This is a genomic window from Novosphingobium sp. (genome assembly GCF_049240505.1).
Lineage (GTDB): Bacteria > Pseudomonadota > Alphaproteobacteria > Sphingomonadales > Sphingomonadaceae > Novosphingobium.
Genome location: NZ_JBMLSM010000200.1, coordinates 1 through 20,928, shown reverse-complemented (window position 1 = coordinate 20,928; position 20,928 = coordinate 1). Strand labels below are relative to the sequence as shown.

At 62.0% G+C, this 20,928-nt stretch carries 20 protein-coding genes and 1 pseudogene; 5 read left to right on the top strand and 16 right to left on the bottom strand.

The features are described from left to right. Window positions 1–145 precede the first annotated feature (145 nt). Window positions 146–1,330 carry a CaiB/BaiF CoA transferase family protein gene (locus ACOVQ0_RS16115; RefSeq protein ID WP_421886688.1) on the bottom strand — a complete coding sequence of 395 codons (1,185 nt, stop codon included), beginning with the start codon at window positions 1,328–1,330 and terminating at the stop codon, window positions 146–148. Between the two features lie 10 nt (window positions 1,331–1,340). Next, window positions 1,341–2,888, bottom strand: coding sequence for an acetyl-CoA acetyltransferase (locus ACOVQ0_RS16110; protein WP_421886686.1), 1,548 nt, complete (start codon window positions 2,886–2,888; stop codon window positions 1,341–1,343). 112 nt (window positions 2,889–3,000) lie between these two features. On the opposite strand from ACOVQ0_RS16110, the gene ACOVQ0_RS16105 reads away from it, so the two are divergent. Then, complete coding sequence (locus ACOVQ0_RS16105; protein ID WP_421886683.1) at window positions 3,001–3,969, top strand: LysR family transcriptional regulator; 969 nt, start codon at window positions 3,001–3,003, stop codon at window positions 3,967–3,969. Here the strand turns inward: ACOVQ0_RS16105 and ACOVQ0_RS16100 are convergent. Continuing rightward, complete coding sequence (locus ACOVQ0_RS16100) at window positions 3,958–5,007, bottom strand: AraC family transcriptional regulator ligand-binding domain-containing protein (protein WP_421886680.1); 1,050 nt, start codon at window positions 5,005–5,007, stop codon at window positions 3,958–3,960. The genes ACOVQ0_RS16105 and ACOVQ0_RS16100 overlap by 12 nt on opposite strands. A 165-nt stretch (window positions 5,008–5,172) precedes the next feature. Between ACOVQ0_RS16100 and ACOVQ0_RS16095 the strand changes: the two genes are divergently transcribed. The 3 genes from ACOVQ0_RS16095 to ACOVQ0_RS16085 all read left to right on the top strand — a co-directional run bounded on the left by ACOVQ0_RS16095 (window position 5,173) and on the right by ACOVQ0_RS16085 (window position 9,490). Beyond that, the gene (locus ACOVQ0_RS16095; protein WP_421886677.1) at window positions 5,173–7,599 is read left to right on the top strand and encodes a TonB-dependent receptor; all 2,427 of its coding nucleotides are present in this window, start codon (window positions 5,173–5,175) and stop codon (window positions 7,597–7,599) included. A gap of 116 nt (window positions 7,600–7,715) precedes the next feature. Further along, a complete protein-coding gene (locus tag ACOVQ0_RS16090; protein ID WP_421886673.1) occupies window positions 7,716–8,453 on the top strand; it encodes an SDR family NAD(P)-dependent oxidoreductase in 738 nt (245 codons plus the stop codon). After that, on the top strand, window positions 8,450–9,490 hold the full coding sequence (locus ACOVQ0_RS16085; protein ID WP_421886670.1) for an alcohol dehydrogenase family protein: 1,041 nt from the start codon (window positions 8,450–8,452) through the stop codon (window positions 9,488–9,490). Before ACOVQ0_RS16090 ends, ACOVQ0_RS16085 begins: the two co-directional genes overlap by 4 nt. Here the strand turns inward: ACOVQ0_RS16085 and ACOVQ0_RS16080 are convergent. Beyond that, entirely contained in the window at window positions 9,465–10,622 is a 1,158-nt protein-coding gene (locus ACOVQ0_RS16080) for an aminotransferase class I/II-fold pyridoxal phosphate-dependent enzyme (protein WP_421886667.1), read from the bottom strand. The two genes, ACOVQ0_RS16085 and ACOVQ0_RS16080, sit on opposite strands and share 26 nt — an antisense overlap. Before the next feature lie 66 nt (window positions 10,623–10,688). On the opposite strand from ACOVQ0_RS16080, the gene ACOVQ0_RS16075 reads away from it, so the two are divergent. Further along, on the top strand, window positions 10,689–11,066 hold the full coding sequence (locus tag ACOVQ0_RS16075; RefSeq protein WP_421886665.1) for a winged helix-turn-helix domain-containing protein: 378 nt from the start codon (window positions 10,689–10,691) through the stop codon (window positions 11,064–11,066). A gap of 16 nt (window positions 11,067–11,082) precedes the next feature. Here ACOVQ0_RS16075 and ACOVQ0_RS16070 read toward each other — a convergent pair whose 3' ends face one another. The 12 genes and pseudogenes from ACOVQ0_RS16070 to ACOVQ0_RS16015 all read right to left on the bottom strand — a co-directional run. Continuing rightward, on the bottom strand, window positions 11,083–11,550 hold the full coding sequence (locus tag ACOVQ0_RS16070; RefSeq protein ID WP_421886663.1) for a hypothetical protein: 468 nt from the start codon (window positions 11,548–11,550) through the stop codon (window positions 11,083–11,085). A 46-nt stretch (window positions 11,551–11,596) separates the two neighbouring features. Next, window positions 11,597–11,881, bottom strand: coding sequence for a hypothetical protein (locus ACOVQ0_RS16065; protein ID WP_421886660.1), 285 nt, complete (start codon window positions 11,879–11,881; stop codon window positions 11,597–11,599). Between the two features lie 87 nt (window positions 11,882–11,968). Then, complete coding sequence (locus tag ACOVQ0_RS16060) at window positions 11,969–12,763, bottom strand: NUDIX hydrolase (RefSeq protein WP_421886657.1); 795 nt, start codon at window positions 12,761–12,763, stop codon at window positions 11,969–11,971. Window positions 12,764–13,111: 348 nt separating this feature from the next. Then, the gene (grxD, locus tag ACOVQ0_RS16055; protein ID WP_168853906.1) at window positions 13,112–13,435 is read right to left on the bottom strand and encodes a Grx4 family monothiol glutaredoxin; all 324 of its coding nucleotides are present in this window, start codon (window positions 13,433–13,435) and stop codon (window positions 13,112–13,114) included. Between the two features lie 24 nt (window positions 13,436–13,459). Continuing rightward, window positions 13,460–13,693, bottom strand: a complete 234-nt coding sequence (locus ACOVQ0_RS16050; RefSeq protein ID WP_421886654.1) for a BolA family protein — start codon at window positions 13,691–13,693, stop codon at window positions 13,460–13,462. After that, a complete protein-coding gene (locus tag ACOVQ0_RS16045; protein WP_421886651.1) occupies window positions 13,693–14,016 on the bottom strand; it encodes a DUF1476 domain-containing protein in 324 nt (107 codons plus the stop codon). Before ACOVQ0_RS16045 ends, ACOVQ0_RS16050 begins: the two co-directional genes overlap by 1 nt. A 109-nt stretch (window positions 14,017–14,125) precedes the next feature. Next, on the bottom strand, window positions 14,126–14,701 hold the full coding sequence (locus ACOVQ0_RS16040; RefSeq protein ID WP_421886648.1) for a hypothetical protein: 576 nt from the start codon (window positions 14,699–14,701) through the stop codon (window positions 14,126–14,128). Between the two features lie 137 nt (window positions 14,702–14,838). Continuing rightward, on the bottom strand, window positions 14,839–15,444 hold the full coding sequence (locus ACOVQ0_RS16035) for a hypothetical protein (RefSeq protein ID WP_421886646.1): 606 nt from the start codon (window positions 15,442–15,444) through the stop codon (window positions 14,839–14,841). 128 nt (window positions 15,445–15,572) lie between these two features. Beyond that, entirely contained in the window at window positions 15,573–17,855 is a 2,283-nt protein-coding gene (locus ACOVQ0_RS16030) for a prolyl oligopeptidase family serine peptidase (RefSeq protein WP_421886642.1), read from the bottom strand. A 56-nt stretch (window positions 17,856–17,911) separates the two neighbouring features. After that, window positions 17,912–20,038, bottom strand: coding sequence for a prolyl oligopeptidase family serine peptidase (locus ACOVQ0_RS16025; RefSeq protein WP_421886640.1), 2,127 nt, complete (start codon window positions 20,036–20,038; stop codon window positions 17,912–17,914). A gap of 193 nt (window positions 20,039–20,231) precedes the next feature. Next, window positions 20,232–20,657: a 50S ribosomal protein L17 gene (gene rplQ / locus ACOVQ0_RS16020; protein WP_421886636.1), complete on the bottom strand. Its 426-nt coding sequence runs from the start codon at window positions 20,655–20,657 to the stop codon at window positions 20,232–20,234. A 119-nt stretch (window positions 20,658–20,776) separates the two neighbouring features. Further along, window positions 20,777–20,928 (bottom strand): annotated as a pseudogene (locus tag ACOVQ0_RS16015) (DNA-directed RNA polymerase subunit alpha); the annotation flags it as partial.

Genomic DNA, 20,928 nt, shown 5'->3' with positions numbered 1-20,928 from the left:
GCTCAGTCTGCCTTCTGGTACTGACAACTGTGCCAGAAGCGACCCTAGCGGTTTCCAGAGTCCTAATGTTATATAAAATTCACTTAAATGTCATTTATTTTTAATACGCAAAAGTCCTAACGTCCCATCTTGGGCCGAATTAACCTCATGCCCTGCCGTCAAAAGCCTTCCAGCGTTGTTTTCTGACGCTTTCTTCATGCTCAGAGTGCAACGGAGGCGGTGCAATCTGTTTACCATGTTCGGCAACCGAGAATCGGACAGGGGCCGATTGCTGAAACCATTCGCCTTCAACCGGATGCTCTCTACGCTGAAAAAAGCCGACATCGCGCAAGTGCGGATCGGCCATCACATCGCCCAGATCGCGCACGGCCTGCGCGGGGATTTGCGCCTCGTTGCAGCGGCGCAAGAGTTCGGCGGTGCTGAAGCCCGGCGTGAACCGCGCGATGCCCTGATAGATCGCGGCCATCCCCCGCAACCGCTCCTGTGGCGACCCCAGACCGTTGTCAGCCAGAAAATCGGGCTGTTCCAGCAGGGCGAATATGCGCTGAACCGCACCATCATCATAAGTAACGATACTTATGTGTCCGTCTGCCGTAGGAAAAGGCTGTCGGTCCGGGTCGATCTGGCGGAAATATCCTGCGGGCGCATTGGGTGGGTCGAAGCTCAACCCGCCAAGGTGTTCGAGCAGCATAAAACTGGAGAACACCTCGAACATCGGCACTTCCACATGCTGTCCTTCGCCCGTGCGTTGCCTGTGAACCACTGCGGCAAGTGCGGCATAAGCGGCGTGAAGCCCGGCCACCTTGTCGGCAATCAGCGATGGCAGGTAACGTGGACGTGGATCGCCATCGACACGCGGCAACAGGGTCGTCGTGCCGGTCGCCGCCTGAATCACATCGTCGTAGGCCTGAAGATCGGCATAAGGCCCATCCTGCCCAAAGCCGACGCAATGGACATATATCAGCCCCGGATTGATCGCCTTGAGGCTGGCATAGTCCAGCCCGATACGTTCCAGCGCCTTGCCCCGCACATTGACGACGAAGATGTCCGCCTCGCGCAGCAAATCCAGCATTACGTTCCGGTCAGCATCGGTCTTGAGATCGAGCGCGATGGATTTCTTGCCCCGGTTCAGCGCCATCCAAGCAGGGGCCATGCCCGGCGTAACAGCAGCCTTGCCGGACCAGCGAAATGCATCGCCGATGCCCGGCGATTCCACCTTGATCACATCCGCGCCCAGATCGGCCAGAATCTGCGTGGCATAGGGGCCGAAGACCACAGTGGTCAGATCGACCACGCGCACGCCTTCCAGCATGACCGGCTTTTCGCTCATCACATCATCCTCAGGCAAAAGTGAACCGGTTGCGCTTCTCGCCCGGAACGACGCTGACCGCGCGCCCCAGCGGATCGTCTGAAAGGGCTGCGGCAAGGACATCAGCGTCGCGGCTGGTCGCGATGAACCGGCCACCAGTTTCCAGTTCACCGATGACGATTACCTGTTCCGGCACTCCCTTGGCATAGGTCACGGTGTAGGTGCCAATACGCCCGCAGCCTTCGGAAACTGCAGCCAGCGCGGCTTTGGGTGCGGCGTCGAGTGTGGCCTGTATCCCGGCGCTTTCGCAACCCGGCCAGTCGTGCGGCGTGGTGGACAGCACCGCAGCCCCGTATTTCGACTGGAAGCCCCCGTTAAGCCCGACCATACCGAAGCTGCCCGGCGCTTTCCGCAGTAGCTCTGCCATCGTGGCGAAAGCGTGCATGGAATAGTTGTTACCGGCCCCGCCGAAATAGGGCAGCCCGCCGGTAACGGTCAGGCCGCGCGGATCGTCCGGCGCAAGGCCAAGCCCATCGATGGCGGCGTTGAATACGGGCACGGGGAAGCAGGAGTAGAAGTCGAACGCCTGCATATCTGCGGCTTGCTTGCCCGCCGTTGCGAACGCAGAAGCGATGGCGGCATTTGCAGCAGGATACCCGCCGATGTCGGGACGATCGAGAATTTCCCGCTCATTCGCCAGCGCTGCGCCGTGCAGATAGACCCACCTGTCCTCTGGCACGCTAGCCGCTCGTGCCGCCTGAACCGACATGAGGACGACCGCTGCCGCCTGATTCACCTGATCGCGCGACACGAGCTTCAACGGATATGGGTCTGCAATCATGCGGTTGCGTTCGGACGGCGTGGCGATTTCCTCGGCGCTCATGGGCACGATCTGGGCCGAGCTATATGGGTTGTCGGCAGCTACCTGCGTGAACGGCGCGAATAGGCGGCCCATCTCCATTGCATAGTCGCCGCGTGACAGGCCAAGCCGCGCCCGCCGGGCATTCTCGCACAGGGCATAGGCGGTAACGGGGGCGCGAATGCCGTGCGCTATGCTCAGGGCTGACAGCGTGCCTTCAAAGCCCATGCCCTTGTCGATCCATTCGCATCCGATCGCGTTTGGATCATCACGTTCAGCCCAATCGCGGCTCTCATCCTTGGATGTCAGGTGCCGAACGGTGGAGATCGCCTCGCTGCCGAACATCAGGGCAGCGGGCACCTCTCCGCGCGCGATGCGATTCCCAAGGTCGGCCATGAGCGCCAGCGGCGATTGCCCGCCGACCTTCTCGAGAATGGCGACCGCAGGCGTGATCCCCAGCCGCCGGGCCACGGCCAGCGGCATGTATTCGGCGCGCCCGAATGGCACCTGCATCGCGCCCGATTCCTCGAACGTGCGGACCGCGCCGACCGCTTTGATCTGCGTGGCTACCTCAGCCATCGCCCCGCAATCGATCAATGCCGCCGCCGCAGCCCGTGCCGACAGCTCGGCAAAGGACAGCCCGACATAATCCGGTGCATCGATCCGTTCGACATACTGGCCAACGCCGACGATAACCGGCGTGGTATCGGGCACCTGCATTCGCGTCTCTCCCGCTCGTTTGGCAGCTTGGCCCGAAGGCTAAAGGCCCGCCCGCACAGCGTCCAATAAATTTAATCTTTCGATTTATAGGATACCTCAATATATCGACGTCATGCAGGTCGATGTCGATATCAAGGCGCTACGCTGTTTCCTCGCCCTTGCGCAGGAACTCAGCTTCGGTCGCGCCGCAAAGCGCATGAATCTGACGCAGCCGAGCCTTTCGGCGCAGATCCGCAAACTCGAACTGCAAGTCGGCCATCGCCTGTTCGACCGAACCACACGGGCGGTCGTACTCTCGCCTGTCGGCAAGGCTCTTCTGGGTGAAGCGCGGGCATTCATGGCGCAGACCGATGCCTTCGCCGCGCAACTTGCTTCATGGCGGGCACGGCCTGATCGGCGCATCGTCCTCGGCGCGCCGATCTATACGTTCGAACTGCCCGAACACGCCGCCTTGCTTTCGGCCATTGCCCGCGAAATGCCGGATATCGCGCTCAAAGTGGACAACGGCTTCGCCAACTCGCTGTGTGCGGGTCTGATCGATGGATCTATCGACATGGCGATGATCGTGGCCGCCGCCGTCCCTCATCAACGTTATCTGGCAGACATGGCAGCCGAAGGTGCGGGGGAGCTTGAAATGCCCGATGGCCTTCCCCGACTTACGATCAGCAACGAGCCGATTGGTCTTGCCATTCCCGAAGAGCATCCCCTCGCCCGCTTCGATGTGATCCCGGCCAGCGCCCTGGCTGGCTGCGTGATAGCAATGCTCGCTCCCCTGCATGGCCGGAGCCTCTACGGACCGATCTCGGCATGGTTAACTGCGGCGGGCGCCACCGGCTTCCTTCCCCCGGAAGCACACGCATTCGCGCTGGAACGCTATTGCCGCGAATACCGCATCCCCGCGATCTCCGTAGCGCAATTTCGCCCGCGCGATCGCGGCAACGTGGTCTACCGTCCCGTCACCGGGCTTGATGTCCGCACAGAGCTTGCGATCCTGCGCAGCAACCGCAAACTGCGTGCTCCGGCAGAAGACCGCCTATGGGCAATCGGTGCCACGCTCGTTCCCGAAAAATCAGGCGATTAGCCGCTCGGTCGGCATCGATTTGCTGGCTCTCGTCTGCGCCATCAGCGCACGTGCGCCCGTTGACATGTGCTGGCGCAGAAAGCGGCTGGCCGCGCTGGCATCGGTATAGCCCAGCCGGTGCGAAAGCTCGGTCAGGTTCGGGCGGCGGGCGGTGCGGAAATATTCGTCGGCAGTCCGTTTGCGCACTTCTTCAAGGATGGTCGCAAAGGTCGTGTCCCGCTCTGCCAGACGGCGCTGCAGGCTTTGCGGCGAAAGTCCCACAAGGCTGGCCACATGGGGCAGATTGGCGCGCCGCTCTGTCAGGTTGCTGGCGATGAAATAGCGCACCTGCTGCATCAGATCGCCAGGCCACTGGCTGTCTGCCTGCGCCAACTGCCGCTCAAGATACTGGCGCATGTTGGGATTGCTGCGAGGTGACGTGCGATGAAGGTCGGATTTGCGGAAGACCAGCGCGCAACGATCAGCGTTGAATTCCACCGGGCAGCGGAACACCGCCTGATGATAGCGATGGCTGGCAGGGGCGGGATGATCCAGTTCAAGCCGGATCGGAGTCCATTCCTCACCCAGCATCATCCGGGTGATTCGCAGTTGCAGGGTCAGCGTTGCCTGGAGGAATTGCGAGCCGCCATACTGCGCAGGCACCATCAGCACATGCCGGATTGCGGCTTCATGACCGGTGATATCGGTGTTTGAACGCATCGCCGCGCTTTCCAGGTGCATGTAGCGGCGCGTCAGACGGGTTGCTTCGTCCAGAGTGGAGCAATGGTCCCACAACAGGCTGACCGGGCCGAACCCGCGCACGTTGCACCACATCGCGAAAGCCACGCCCAGATCGGGCCTGCATGACGCGATGGAGGCTACCTGCAAGACATCGACATGCGCACTGGCCGGCAGCCATTCCGCATCGCGGCCCTGTTCGACATAGGTGTAGAGTTCGGGCGGGCAGATACGGCGCAGGTCAAGCCCCGCAACTTCCGCGAACTGCGAAAACTGGCGCATCGCACTGGCGTGCGCAAGACCGGTGTCTGAATCGTTCATGAGGTGATTTGACAATACTGCGGCATGATCCGTCAAGATCAATTAAGCGATTAAACGCACAATGCCTCCGTGCCCTGCGCCTGTCCAGTCTGGAAAGCCGGTCTGAAACAGCAACGCGGGCCATTCCATCATAAGCCGCCAGCAAGGTCGGCATCGGGAGGTAGGATGAAAACGCTTTATTCACGCGGCACGGCTCTTGGCGCAGTGATCGCCGCAACGGTCATGCCCGGCATCGCGCTGGCCCAGCAGACTGCAGATCAGCCGACATCAACCGGCCTTGCCGAAATCATCGTGACGGCCCAGCGCCGCACCGAGAATCTGCAGGACGTGCCAATCGCGATTACTGCCGCCAATTCCGAAACGCTGGCGCAGGCGCGCGTTGAAAACGTGGCGAACATTCAGGCGATCAGCCCCTCGATCAGCTTCCGCGTGACCAACATCGCCACGTCGAGCGCCAACCTGATCATTCGCGGCCTTGGCACCACGGGCAACAGCCGCTCGTTCGAAGGCTCGGTCGGCGTTTTCATCGACGGCGTCTATCGCACCCGTGCTGCAGCGGCCCTGCAGAACTTCCTCGATATCGAAAACCTGCAGGTGCTGCGTGGCCCGCAGGGCACGCTGTTCGGCAAGAACACCACGGCAGGTGCCCTGCTCCTGAGTTCCGCCGCACCATCGCTTAATGAAGCCAGCGGCGTGGCCGAAGTGACTTACGCCAATTACGATACCCTGATCGCACGCGGCGCCGTAACCGCGCCGCTATCTGACAAGGTTGCCGTCCGTCTTGCCGGGCTGTTTTCGCGTCAGGACGGATTCTTTACCGACAGCACGACCGGCAAGGATCTGAACGGCACAAAGACCCGCGCGGTCAAGGGCCAGCTTCTGTTCGAACCGGACGAGAACCTGACCGTCCGCCTGATTGGCGACTACTCATTCAGCGATGGCAACTGCTGCTATGCGACTTCGGCGTTCGTCGATGGCCCCACGCAGCCGATTATCGACCTCCTCACCCGCTTCCAGCCGTCCAGCAGCCAGCAGTTCCTCGGCGTTCTGGCCGGACTGATCCCCGCAACCGCGATGACGCCAACAGGTCGTGTGCTTCCGGCGCGCGATCCGTCGAAGTTTGAGCAGACTCTAAACGGCGACGGCAATCAGGAGATCGAAGATTATGGCGGCACGCTGCTAATCGATGCGCAGATCGGTGAAGGCACGCTCAAATCGATCACATCGGTGCGCAAGTTCTCGGTGGACCAGCGCGATCTCGATCCCGATTTCTCGGGCGCAGACATCTTCCGCTATAACGAGAGCTTCTCCAGCCGCTTCATTTCGCAGGAACTGGTCTACAACACCAAGATTCCTTCGCTGAATGCCGAGGCCGTGATCGGTGCATTCTTCTCGGACGAAAAGCTGCGTATGGGCCGCAGCCTGCCCTGGGGTAATCAGGCGCAGTTCTATTGGGATGCGATCTTCGCAAGCCTTGGCGTGGCTCCCGGCACCGCCTTTGCCGCGCCCGGCACATGGACGACCGAACGTATGGGCGGCACGGCCAAATCCTATGCCGGGTTCGCGCATCTCGATTTCGCGGTGGACGACACGTTCAATGTCATCACCGGCCTGCGCTATTCGGTCGAGAAGAAGAGCGGCTTCTTCAACAATGCGTTCTACCGCCCGATCCCGACAGACGTGTTCACCCTGCTCGGCATCGCGCCGTCGCCCGCCTATGATGAAACGTCCACCAACAAGGCGCTTTCGGGCACGCTTGGCCTGCAATACCGGCCGACCAACGACGTGATGCTCTATGCCACCTACAACCGTGGCTTCAAGGCGGGCGGCGTCAACATGGATGTGAACGCGGCGGGCACGCTGATCAACAACGCTGCGGTCTATAACGCCCTGCCCGCTCCGATCCGCGCGGCCTTCTTTGGCAACGCCCCTGCGCAGGCTCCGCTCGATCCGCGCTACAAACCGGAAAAGGTCAACGCCTTCGAAGTCGGCGGCAAGTTCCAGTATATGGATGGCCGCGCCCGCACCAATATCGCGTTCTTCTATTATGACCTGTCCGATTTGCAGATCGCGCAGTTCATCGGTCTGCGCTTCACCGTGCTCAACGCCCAATCGGCCAAGGATTACGGCGTCGAAATCGAAAACATGTTCCAGTTGACCGACGGGCTGACCCTGGGCCTGGACGGCACATGGATTCCGCACGCGCAATATGGCCGCGACGCCAAGATCGATCCCGTGCTGTCCGGCTCGCGCTTTCGCTTCACGCCGAAGTTTTCGGGCAATGCCACGCTTAACCTCGATCAGCCGCTGGGTGACAATCTGAACCTGCTCGCCCGCGTGCAGGCACAGTATACCAGCCGCCAGTTGATCAGCACTGCCACGCTGGATGAACAAGGGCCGGTAGCGCTGGTCAACGCCAACCTCGGCTTCAAGCTGCCGCAGACCGGCGTTCTGATCGAAGGGTGGGTGCAGAACCTGTTCGACAAGACATGGTTCACCCAGACCTTCCCCACCCCGCTGCAAACCGGTGACCGTAATGCCTATCCGGGCAGCCCCCGCACATACGGCATCCGCGTCCGCGCGAACTTCTGAAGGCTGAAAGCATGACAGCAATGGCCCCCGTCCTCATCCGAAGGCGGGGGCCTTTCGCATTTCAACATTGTGACTAGTCTGCATCCAAGAGCCACGAGAGGCCGAAAGGGAGAGCGATGATCGACGACACCGATTTCACCGGCAAGCGCGTGCTGGTCGTGGGCGGCTCAAGCGGTATCGGGAATGGCGTCGCCCATGCCTTTCGCCTGCGCGGGGCCGAGGTTCACGTCTGGGGCACCCGTGCCTCTGCCGCAGACTACGATGCCGCCGATGGCTCAGACCTTTCCGGCCTTGGTTACGCTTGCGTGGATGTGGGCAATCCCGATGCGGTCGAAGCCGCACCGCTGCCGTTTCCGGCGCTCGACGTGCTTGTTCTTTGCCAGGGCACCGTGGTTTACAAGCGCGGCGAATTTGCACGCGAAGGCTGGGATCGCGTCATGGCGGTCAACCTAGACAGCGTGATGCACTGCGCCATGAAGTTCCGCCCGCAACTGGCTGAAAGCCAAGGTTCCATCGTGATCGTCAGTTCGGTTTCAGGCCTCAAGGCGAACATCGGCAACCCTGCCTATGCCGCGTCAAAAGCAGGCGCGATCAGCCTGACCAAGACACTTGGCCAGGCCCTTGCGGCTGACGGCATCCGCGTCAACGGCCTTGCCCCCGGCCTTGTCGATACCAAGCTGACCAAAGTCACCACCGCCAATCCGCAGCGCCTTGAAGGCGCGCTGGCCAATATCCCCCAGGGCCGCATGGGCACCCCGGCCGACATGGCAGGCGCGGCGATCTTCCTCGCATCGCCGCTGGCTTCGTATGTTACCGGCCACACCCTCGTCGTCGACGGAGGGCTTACGCTGTGAAGGCCCTCCGCTACTATGGCGCGCGCGACATCCGCCACGAAAGCATGGACGATCCGACGCCGCAGGCCGATCGGGACGCCATCGTAAAGGTCGATGCCTGCTCGATCTGCGGATCGGACCTGCACATCTATCACGGCCACGGCTTTTCTGAAGATACCGGCTTTTGCGTCGGGCATGAAGCGGTGGGCGAAGTGGTCGAAGTGGGGCGCGGCGTTCATCGCCTGAAAGTGGGCCAGAAGGTGATGATCCCCGCTGCCGTCGGCTGCGGTGCCTGCCGCTCGTGCCTTTCGGGCGTGGTCAACACGTGCGAGAACAATGCCTTTGGCTGCTATGGCCTATCGGCAAAGCTGCAAGGCTCTCAGGCCGAAGCCGTGCGCGTTCCAGCGGCTGACATGAATGCAGTGCCGATCCCCGACGGCGTCAGCAGCGATCAGGCCCTGATGATGACCGATGCGCTGGCAACCGCGTGGTTCGGCGCCCGGCAGGCCGATATCCGTCCCGGCGCGTCTGTCGGCGTGATCGGGCTTGGCCCCATCGGCCTGATGGCCGTGGAAAGCGCGTTCGTGATGGGCGCGCATGTCGTCTACGCGATCGATCCGGTGCCCGAACGCCGCGCCGTGGCCGAAACGCTTGGCGCCATCGCGCTCCATCCCGATGAAGCCTCTGCACGGATCAAGGAGGACACGCATGGCAGGCGCCTCGATTGCGTGGTCGAAGTGGTCGGCTCGGACGCTACCGTCGAAATGGCGTTGCGGCTTGTCCGCGTGCGCGGCACGGTTTCGGTCATCGGCGTCCAGCAATCACGCCGCTTCCCCTTCCCGCTGGAGCGCGCCTTTGCGGGTGGACTGACCTTCCGCGTTGGCACCTGTTCCGTGCCGGAAGAACTGCCCGCGCTGTTCCCGCTGGTCGCATCGGGACGGCTGAAACCAGAACGCTACATCAGCCACCGACTGCCGCTGTCTCAAGGGGCAGAGGCCTATCGCCTGTTCGAAGCGCGCCAAGCAGGCGCGCTCAAGATGGTGCTGACGCCGGATTGATCGCCCGCCGCGCCGCGAACCAAGGCCCGATCCGGCGCACGGCTTCCTCTACCAGTGGCGTCGAAACCGCAAAGCTGAACCGGATGAAGCGCCTGCCGTTTGCCGGATCGAAATCGATGCCCGGTGCCGTCGCCACGCCGGTGTCGCGCAGCAGGGCTGTGCACATGGCCAGACTGTCGTCGGTAAACTCGCTGGCATCGGCATAGATATAGAAGGCGCCGTCGGGCGGGGCGATGCGACCCAGCCCCATCTGCGGCAGCGCTTCCAGCAAGATCGCACGGTTGCGGGCATAGGTTTCGACATGGCCATCCAGTTCGTCGCGGCATTCGAAGGCCATCAAGCCTGCTTTTTGCGCCAGCACAGGCGGCGTCAGGAACAGGTTGCCCATCCGCGCCCGCGCCGCATCGATCAGCGCAGGCGGAACCACCAGCCAGCCCAACCGCCAGCCCGCCATGCTGAAATACTTGGAAAACGAATTGACGATCACAGCTTCGGGCAGATGCTCCAGCATCGATGCCGCTTGCGCGCCGTAGGCAAGGCCGTGGTAGATTTCGTCCGAAACAACCTTGATGCCCTTGCGGCGGCAGACTTGCGCAATCGCCGCCATTTCCGCAGGCGCGATGATCGTGCCGGTGGGGTTGGCCGGGCTGGCCACGATCAGGCCTTCAGGCACGGGATCGAGCGCATCGAGTGCCGCCGCCGTCACCTGAAACCGCTCTTCCGGCCCGCATTCCATCTCGACCGGTTCGAGATACATCGCCTTCAACGTGTTGCGATAAGCCACATATCCCGGCCGTGCCAAAGCCACGCGCGCTCCCGGTCTGAACAGGCAAGACAGCGCCATGACGAAGGCCGGAGAGGCACCACAGGTCAGAATGACCTGCTCGCGTTCCACCTGCACACCATAGTTTTCGGCATAGCTGCCGGCGATCCGCTCTTTCAGTGGAACGCTTTCCCAGTAACCCATCGCCTCGCTATCAAGCACCTCATGCGCCAGCGCGATGGCGCGCGCCGGTGCCCCGGTGGAAGGCTGGCCGAACTCCATGTGGATCACACTCTGCCCCGCAGCCTCCATATCATGCGCGAGGCGGCTGACGGCGATGGCGTGGAACGGTTCGACTTGGGCGATCATCGCAGCGTGCTAGTTGCCGCCGAAACAAGTTGCAAGACTGGCTTGCGACCCGGTAATCTGGCGGCGATGCAGCGCCTGAAACTCAAGATCCAGCTTTATTGCGGCGATGAAATCGCGATGGGACCGGGCAAGGCAGACCTGCTTGATGCCATTGCGCGCGAAGGTTCGATCTCCGCCGCTGCACGCACGATGGACATGAGCTATCGCCGCGCCTGGCTGCTCGTTGATGCGATGAACCGATGCTGGCGCGAACCGCTGGTGGAAACCTCACCCGGCAGTGCCAAGGGCGGCGGGGCACGGCTGACTGCGTTGGGTGCCGCGATACTTGGCCACTACAGGGCCTTGCAGGCAAGGCTGCAGGGCACATCAGACTGCGCGGATTACAAGGCGTTGGCCGATGCCATGCTGGTAGAGCCGAAGGTCAGCCAGAAGGATAACCCTTAAGCACGCGTAGCCGCGCTTACAGGCCCGTAGCTTCGATCTTGCGCAATTGCACCAGTTCGGCGTCCGTTGGCGGCAACACGCCAATGCCGCCAACGGTGCGACGATCAAGGTCTGCCAGCACCGTTTCAGGATGGCTCCGCATCAGCGCACGCAAGTGCTGTACGCGGATCACAGCCATCGCCATCCCCAGCGTTGCGACCGACACAGCCAGCCGCCAAAGCTGGAATTCGTTGCTTTCCAGCGTCGAAAGAAACTCGGCAAAGCATTGCCACACCGCGACTGCGCCCAGCAATTCGGTGGCCCTCTGGCGCGGCGCGGCAAGCAGCAGCGAGCAGGTCAACACGAATGACCCGATGCCCGCCGACATCGGCGTCAACAGATCGGTGACATAACCAAAGCCAAGCGCAACCGCGGTGACAATCGCCACGATGCGCGCAAGACGGAGGATCTGATCGGGTGTCAGCTTGTCGAGTGGGCTTTGCATGAAACGTTGGATATCGGGCCGACGGTCAACAATTCGTTACGTAAAACTACTTGGTCCAGATCGCACCGATAAACCGAATAATTACAAACCATAACCCCATCGACATGGCGAGCGGCAGTGCAAGTCTGAGCCAGCCCGGCGGCTTGTCCTCCCCCGAATCACCCAAATCCTGCTGCGGGCCGAGCCGCGCCAGTTCCCGCTGCAAGGCATGAACGGGCGAATCAACAGGGCGCTGCGCCGCATCCACCGGACGGGGTGCCAGCACCTCGCTATCGGGGCAGGAAGCCTGCTGCGGATGAGATAATGGGGACGGGACAGGTGTTCGGGACATGGCGCCGCGCTTTGCTGAGAGCACTTGCCCACCATTGCAGGACCAGCCTCAACGCCTGCCGCACACCAGCCTACGTGGTTTTGCGGATCAGCCGCGTTGTGCCGATTCCAGCGGCTCGCCACGCACCGGATAACCAAGGCCATCGGGGATCATCAGCCACGCCGCGCCATCGCGCTGCTCCATGAAGGGGCTGATCGTATCGACCGGAGTCGCTTCGGCATGGATACGGGTATCCTCGAACGAGGCGAATTGGGCCAACCGTTCAAGATTGCGGCGCGTCGGGAAGATGATCTTGATCAGCCCTTGCGCCGCCAAATCCAGCGCACCTTGCGCGCTGGCCCAGAACAGGTGCCGGTTCTCGGTCGCATCCACTTCGATATCCACCGCCCCGGTGCCTAGATCGGCCAGATAGAAGCGAGTGTCGAAGATTCTTTCAGTCCGGTGTTTTGGCCACCACCGCGCGAACGATACGAGCCTTTCCGGTGCAAGCCTCCAGCCATAGGCATCAAGCACTTGCGCCAGATCGCCCACCGATATCAGCATCCGCCGCGCTTCGGCGGCGATCGTGCCATCGACGACACCTTCGATCCCGACGACAAGGCCCGTCTCTTCCAGCGTTTCGCGCACTGCAGCCACGCGCGCCGCCAGGTCTTCGATATCGGCACCATCGCCCGCTATCCGGGCGGCAAGCTCACGATCCGCCGGATCGACCTTGCCGCCCGGAAATACCGTCGCGCCTCCAGCGAATTTCAGGCTCGCGTTACGCTCAACCATCAGGATCTGCGCAGCGCCGCCTTCGGGATCACGCCGGAAGATGACGATCGTTGCCGCCGGAGTTGTCTTTGCCAGCCAGTGTTCCGGCTCGATATCATGCGTTTCCATCACGCCCGCATCATGCTGCGGCGCGGATCGCTTGCCAAGCCCGTCGATCTTGTCGGATCGCTTTACAACCAGCGCTTGATAGATTTCCGCAAAACAGGCAAAATCCTTTATTCATAATGCCTTGACAATTCTGGCACGGTGCCTGCATAGTGTTGGCCGTCCCGAAGAGTAATTTCTTCTCGAGGCGGAGCCAGTCCCCCCGGTCTCCCTTGGCTCCGCCTCTCCCGGGACTTCTCGACAGATTGAACCCACAAAAAAGACGCGACCGGCAATTGCCGACCGCGCCCCGTTTCTGGTGCAAGTTCTTTCCGAGGGCGGCAGTTTCCTGCCACCGCCGTGATTATAGAATCAGGCCGCTTTCACGCCCGCGTCGTCCATCACCTGCTGCAGTTCGCCAGCCTGGAACATTTCCATCATGATGTCCGATCCGCCCACGAATTCACCCTTCACGTAAAGCTGGGGAATCGTCGGCCAGTCAGAAAAGGATTTGATGCCCTGACGGATCTCCATGTCCTGCAAAACATCTACAGTGGCATATTCCACGCCCAGATGTTCGAGAATGGCCACCGCCTTGCTCGAAAAGCCGCACTGCGGAAACAGCGGCGTACCCTTCATGAACAGTACGACGTCATTGCCGTTGACGATCTCGGAAATGCGCTGGTCGGTCGACATGGGATTTGGTGTTCCTTTCCGCTCTCAATTGGGAACGGCAGTGGTCAGTTGCAAGGCGTGCAGTTCGCCGCCCATACGCCCGCCAAGCGCTTCGTACACAAGCTTGTGCTGCTTCACGCGGGGCATCCCGGCAAAGCTGGCCGAAACGACACGCGCGGCATAGTGATCGCCATCGCCCGCCAGATCGGTAATCTCAACCTCGGCGTCGGGCAAGGCAGCCCGGATCATCGCCTCAATCTCGGCAGCGGGCATCGCCATCAGACTTCGCCGATCAGCTGGCGGCGCGCATCGATCTGCTTGGCTTCCATCGCCGCGCGGATTTCCGCTTCGTCGGTTTCGATCCCGGCAGAAACCAGATCGCCCAGCAACTTGCGGATCACGTCTTCGTCGCCCGCTTCCTCGAAATCGGCCTGCACCACAGACTTGGCATAAGCCTCGGTCTCTGCCGCATCCAGACCCATACGCTCAGCTGCCCACACGCCCAACAGACGGTTGCGGCGGGCGTGAACGCGAAACATCATTTCCTCGTCGCGGGCAAACTTGGCTTCGAATGCCTTCTCGCGGTCGTCGAAAGTGGTCATCAGCCGATAGTCCTTGTTGAAAGCCTTTCTCAGCCGATAATCAGCCAGAGCGCCCACGGCAAGGGACCACAAAAAGAAACGTTGGCGTAGCCCCTTTCGACAATGCCGCTTAGCGCGCTCCGCGACGGATATCGAGCAACACGCCGCCCTGACCGTTCACATCGCATGAAAAGCTGTCACCATTGCGCAGCCTGCCTGACACGCGATAACCGTTGCCGTTGCGCGTGGCGTCGTAAATCTCGTCCACCTCGCCTCCGCGCGATGCTTCAGTTGCGCAATTGTCGACCGCCTGATCCAGCCCGCGCGTGACGCTGCCCTGTCCATAGCGGTCACCATCACCCTGCCCGACCTGACCGCTGCCCTGCCAGTCCTGTACACGGCCTTCGCTGCGCCAATCGTCATTGCGCGGCGCATCTTCGGGGCGATAGCGATAGCCATCGTCCTGCGGGACGCTGCGTTCGCGGTTCTTGCTGGCGTTGCTTGCCGCGCTGGCAATCGCGGCAATGCCACCAATGATCAGGATACCGGCCAGAACATCGCCGCCATCGATCCCGCGATCCCGGTGCCAGCCGCGCCCGCCCCAGCCCCCGCCGTTCCAACCGGGCCGCGCCTCTGCCGCGAGTGGCAAAAGTGCCGTCGCCATACCGGCGGCGGCCAATGCGAATTTGGTAATGCGTCCTGCCATGATCCGAAATCCCGTCCTGCCGGTTGCCGCGTTGATCCCCGGCGGCAAGCCTGCGTCCCATCCTGTAGCCAAGGCTAGGCGGTTCAGGCTTTCCGATGCCTGAACCGCCCGCCCCGCAGCGTCATGTCAACGCAGGCTTACAGCCCACGGATGCCGCTGTAATCGATGTCGACCACCCGGCCGCGCTCGATCCTGCACTTGAACGAGCCGCTGTCATAGCCGCGCAGCGAAGAGTTCCAGCCGCGATAGTCGTTATTCCAGCCCCGGCCATAGCGCGCATCGCCATTGCGCCAGTCGCGGCCCTGCGTGTTCACCGCGATCCGACCACGCACTTCATAGCCCCAGCGGGTATTGCGCACGTCGCGGATATCCGTCACGTCTGCCCGGCCCCAGCTCACGCGCCCGGCGTTGCGTTCGGCAGCGTTCACGCACTGCTCCACCGCCATTCGCGGATTGCTGCGGCCCCAGTTGTTGTTGCCCCAGTTGCCGTTGCGGCCATCGTTCCAGCCATCACGTCCGCGCCAGTCATCGCCGCCATAACCGATGCGGTCATAGTCGTAGCGATCATTGTTGCTTCCTGCCGTGGCAGCAATGGCGGCAATCCCGCCGATCACCAGCGCGCCCGCAATGATATCGCCGCCGTCGATGCCGCCGCGATCACGGGCCATCGCCGGAGTGGCCGAAGACACCGCAACCGCTGCGGCGGCGGCAGTTCCGACCAGGGCCTTGGAGAATGTCTTCATGGCTTTGATCCTTCATATTCGGCGAGCCTTTCCCGCCACAGATGAAGGTTTGCCTGATTCGCGCTGAGACGGCGCTGAACCGCCATGACAGGCATTGTTCATAAAAATAGGGATTTATATGAACAATTCTATTGTTGGGCAGCAGCCTGCTCAAGCCCGGTCCAATAGGCCAGAAACGCCAGCACATCAGCGCCGCTGGCGATCACTTTCTCCACCGGCTTGCCCGCGCCATGCCCGGCACGTGGCTCCACCCGCAACAAATGCGGACGATCACCAATCTGCGCGGCCTGCAACGCAGCAACATATTTGAAGCTGTGCGCCGGAACCACGCGATCGTCGTTCTCGCCCGTGGTGACCAGAATGGCGGGATAGCCCCTGCCCTCGGCAATGTTGTGATAGGGTGAATAGCTGCGCAGCGTGCGCCAGTCTTCCTCCCGATCCGGTCGGCCATAGTCGTCGACCCAGAAGCGGCCCGACGTGAACCTGTCGAAACGCAGCATGTCCATCACGCCAACATCAGGATTGGCCGCAGCGAACAGATCGGGTCGCTGGTTGACCACTGCCCCAACCAGCAACCCGCCATTGGATGATCCTTGCACCGCCAGCCCGCCCTTTGCGGCAATGCCTTCTGCAATAAGGTATTCACCCGCCGCGATGAAATCGTCGAAGCTGTTCTGCTTCTTTTCGCGCCGCCCCGCCTCGTGCCAGGTCTTGCCGAACTCCCCGCCCCCGCGAATATTCGCCAGCGCAAAAGCCCCTCCCGCTTCCAACCAAGCCATGCGCACAGGCGAATAGCTGGGCGTCAGCGAGATATCGAAACCGCCATAGCCGTAAAGCAGCGTGGGCAGAGGCTTCCCAGCCTGCGCCAGCACCTTCTTGCGCACCACATAAAGCGGCACTTTGGTTCCGTCCTTCGACGCGAACTCACGCTGCTCCACGCTGTAGTCCGCCGGATCGAAGCCTGCCTTGGGCACGGCAAAAGGCGTCACCTCTCCACTGCGCAGGTCCATGCGATAGATCGCGGGCGGCATGTTGAAGCTGGTGAACTGGTAAAACGTCTCGGCATCGCCCGGCCGCCCACCAAATCCGCTGGCCGTGCCGACGCCGTTCAGCGTGATCGCCTTGCCCGGCCGCCCTTTCCGGTCGGCCATCACCGCCACGCTCTGCCCATCCTTCAGGTAGGACAACAGGAAGCGGTCGCCGATCATGCGCACACCTTCCAGCACGTTGCCACGTTCTGGCACCACCACCCTCCAGCCATCCTTCGGCTGTGCCAGATCAAGGCTGACGAGGTGATAGTTTGCCGCACCCCGATCGGTCAGGAACCATAACCGGTTGCCGATCCCCGCGACCAGCCGCCAGTGATCGACGATTTCGGGCACCAGCGGCTCGGCCTTCCACTGCCCCGCGCGCCGCCCCTCCAACTGGATGAGGTGGACGGCGTTGCGCCGATCGGTGCTGACCTCGCTCACGATCAAGGCCCAGCGCCCATCGGCGGTCACCTGTGCCTTGTGGCTCCATTCAGGGTGATCCGGCGTCGCATAGACCTGTTCGTCCTGCTCTTGCGCACTACCCACGCGATGAAACCACACCGCCTTGTCAAAGCGCGGCGCGCGTGGATCTTCGCCTGCCTTCGGTTCGGGAAAGCGCGAATAGAGGAAACCTTCGTCCCCGATCCACGCAATCTCGGTATCATTGGCCCAGCGCACCTGCTCGTCCAGCAATCGCCCGCTCGCCACTTCGACCACGCGCAATGTGCGCCAGTCGCTTCCGGCTTCCTGTTCGGCAAAGGCCACGAACCTGCCGCTGGGTGAAGGCTCCCACTGCGCCATCGCCAGCGATCCGTCCGCGCTCCACGCATTCGGATCGATCAACAGTCTCTGCTGACCTGCAAAGCCCTTGCGCACCCACAATGCAGACTGGTTCTGCAAACCGCTGTTCCGCGTATAGAAATAGCGGCTCCCGGCCTTGCGGGGCAGGCCATAGCGTTCGAAATCGAACAGACTGCGGATGCGCGCGGCAAAGCGGTCACGCTGCGGCAGCTTGGCCAGGTAATCAGCCGAAAGCGCGTTCTGCCGCGCCATCCAGCCCGCCACCTGAGGCTGGCTGCGCGGATCGGCCTCAAGCCAGCGGAATGGATCGGCAACACGCTGGCCGAACACCTGCTCCACCAGACCGTCGTTATGTGTTTCAGGATAGGCGCTGCGCGGCAGGACAAGGCGAGTGGGCGCAGGCGGAGCTGTCGCAACCCCGGCACTGACTGCCGTGGCAACAGCAGCAGGCAACACCGCCTCGCCCGCCGTGTCTGCATCGGCCCTGTCGTTAGAGCGTGCTGGTGCCGACGCGAAAAGCGCCGTCGCAGCCAGCACGCCCAAAAGGCGCGCACCTTTCCTGTCCTGCTCCCACATCATCGTTGTCAGGAGTTTAGCACACCTGACCGTTCAAAGGGAGATGGTCTGAACGGCTGTCATTCGTTCGGTTTCAGGCCCGTCCAATGCGCCAGAAACGCATAAACGTCTGCGGTTTCCTCGATCAGCTTCGAAACCGGCTTGCCCGAACCGTGCCCGGCGCGCGTTTCGATGCGGATCAATTGCGGCTTTGGCCCCAGCCCTGCCGCCTGCAGGGCCGCGGCATATTTGAAGCTGTGCCCCGGCACCACGCGGTCATCCGTGTCAGCCGTGGTCACCAGCACCGCCGGATAGGGCGTGCCCGCCTTCACGTTATGGTAGGGCGAATAGGCCCGCAGCACGCGCCAATCCGCCTCGACGTCCGGCTTGCCGTAATCATCCGTCCAATACCGGCCCGCCGTGAAGCGATCAAAGCGCAGCATGTCCATCACACCAACTGCCGGATGCGCGGCTGCAAACAGGTCTGGCCGCTGGTTGACCACGGCGCCGACCAGCAAACCACCGTTCGATCCACCTTCGACGGCAAGACCCGTCTTTGGCGTCTTGCCGTTGGCAATCAGCCATTCGCCCGCAGCGATGAAATCGTCGAACACGTTCTGCTTGCGCGCCCGCCGTCCGGCATCGTGCCACGCATCGCCATACTCCCCGCCCCCGCGCAGGTTCGCCACAGCATAGGCCCCGCCGCTCGCCAGCCACGCCATGCGCGCAGCCGAATAGCTCGGCGGCAGCGAGATGTTGAAGCCGCCATAGCCATAGAGGATCGTGGGCACCGGCCCGGTTGCATCCTTGCGCCGCACCACGAACATCGGGATTTTCGTGCCATCCTTGGAAGGATAGAACACCTGCTCGACCTTGTAGTCATCCGGCGCGAAGTTCAGCGGCACTTTCTGCCACACGTCAGATTTTGCGGTCCTGGCGCTGATCTTGTAAACGGTGCCCGGCGTGGTGAAGCTGGTAAAGCCGAAATAGCCGGTATCATGCCCCGGCTTGCCCGAAAGCCCCGCCAGCGAACCAATGCCGGGCAGTTCCACCGCGCCCAGCGGTTTGCCATCGAGTGTGAAGGTCTGCACCTGCGACTTCACATCGCGCAGATACTCCACGAACAGGCGATCCCCGATGATCCGCGCGCCTTCAAGGTTGGCATCACTTTCTGCCACGATAGTCGTAAAGATCGGCTCTGCGCCGGACAGATCGACCTTCACCACCTTCTTGAGCGGCGCGTCCTTGCTGCTGACGAACCACAGCGTATCGCCGATACCGTCGATCAGATCCCACTGCGCGGTCATATCCGCGATCAGCGGGCGCGTGGTCCAATCGCCCTTGCCAATTGGCGCGATGGCCACCGCCGCCAGCGGATCGGTGCCTTCGTGGCTGGTCACCACCATCCACCGCGCATCGCTGGTCACTTGCGCATTGTGGCCCCACTTCGGCTTGTCAGGCGTAGCGAACACCGGGCGATCGGCAGACTGCGGCGTGCCCAGCTTGTGATACCACACGGTCTGGTTGTAGTTCAGCGCCTGAAACGCCTCACCCTCTTTCGGCGCTTCGAACCGCGAATAGAGCACGCCGTCTGTACCGACCCACGCGATGCCGCTGAACTTTACCCACTTCAGTTCATCGGACAGCGCCTTGCCATCAGCAGTCGCCACAAACTTCATCGTCCGCCAGTCAGACCCGCCGTCCTGTACGGTATAGGCCAGTGTCGCCCCATCGGGCGAAGGCTCCCACGCATCGAGCGCGGTTGCGCCATCCTTGGCCCAGCCATTGGGATCGAGCAGCACGCGACCTTCAGGCGACGCCTTGTCGCGCACGATCAGCTGCGCCTGATTCATCAGCCCGGAGTTGAAGGTATGGAACAGCCGCCCACCCTCTTCCTGCGGGACGCCCCAGCGCGGGTAGTCGAACAGGCCTTTCAGCTTTGCTTCGAATGCCGCACGCTCTGGCAGGGCCTTCAGATAAGCATCCGTGAACTTGCTCTGTCCATCGACCCAGGCCGCAACCTTCGGATCAACCCGCACGTCGGCCTCCAGCCAGCGGTAGGGATCGGCCACCTGCTCCCCAAATGCAGGTTCCGTCACGCTCCCCCGTTCGGTCTGTGGGTAGGTCAAGGCAGGTTCAGCGGCAATTGCGGGCACGGCAAAGGCAACCGCAGACGCGGCGGCAAGGAGGTGACGGTTCAAGGTCATGGGGGGCTTTCGTGCGATTCATTTCGGTTGCCAGTGAAACTAGGGATCGTTCAGCGCGATGCAAGCAAAGCTGAACAGGTTTACACTGTTTACACAGTCCAGAGAAACATGGCGGAAGCCCTCCCGCACAAAGAAAAACGGGCGGAGCCGAAGCCCCGCCCGTTGATCTTTTCCGGCGAACCGAAGCGCGAAATTACGCGGCTTCGTATTCGTCTTCGTCAGCGGTCATCACCGGACCCGAATCCTGACCCTTGGCCGAGGTATCGCGGTCAACCAGTTCGATGACAGCCATCGGCGCAGCGTCCGAACCTCGGTAGCCAGCCTTGATGATGCGGGTATAGCCGCCGTTGCGATCGGCATAGCGTTCGGCCAGAGCGCCGAACAGCTTCTGTTCCTGCACTTCGTCAAGCAGACGGGCGTGTGCGAGACGACGGTTCGAAAGACCGCCCTTCTTGCCCAGCGTGATCAGCTTTTCGAGGTAGGGGCGCAGTTCGCGCGCCTTGGGAAGGGTGGTGGTGATCTGTTCGTGCTTGATCAGCGCGGCTGCCATGTTGCGCAGCATTGCGATGCGGTGAGCAGATGTACGACCCAGCTTACGCTGGCCCAGCTTATGACGCATGGTATTACCTTTCCGTTCGTAGGGGGGCCGTGCGAGGTACCCCGATCCAGGCGGCTGTTAAGGGCTGCCGCCAAATCGCCCTTGAAAGCAGGGCGTCCCGAGGGACGCCCTGAATTTCCTTAACCAAGCAGCTCTTGTTCGAGCTTCTTGGCCATTTCTTCGATGTTTTCCGGCGGCCAGCCAGGGATGTCCATGCCGAGGCGCAGGCCCATCGATGAGAGGACTTCCTTGATCTCGTTGAGCGACTTGCGGCCGAAGTTCGGCGTGCGCA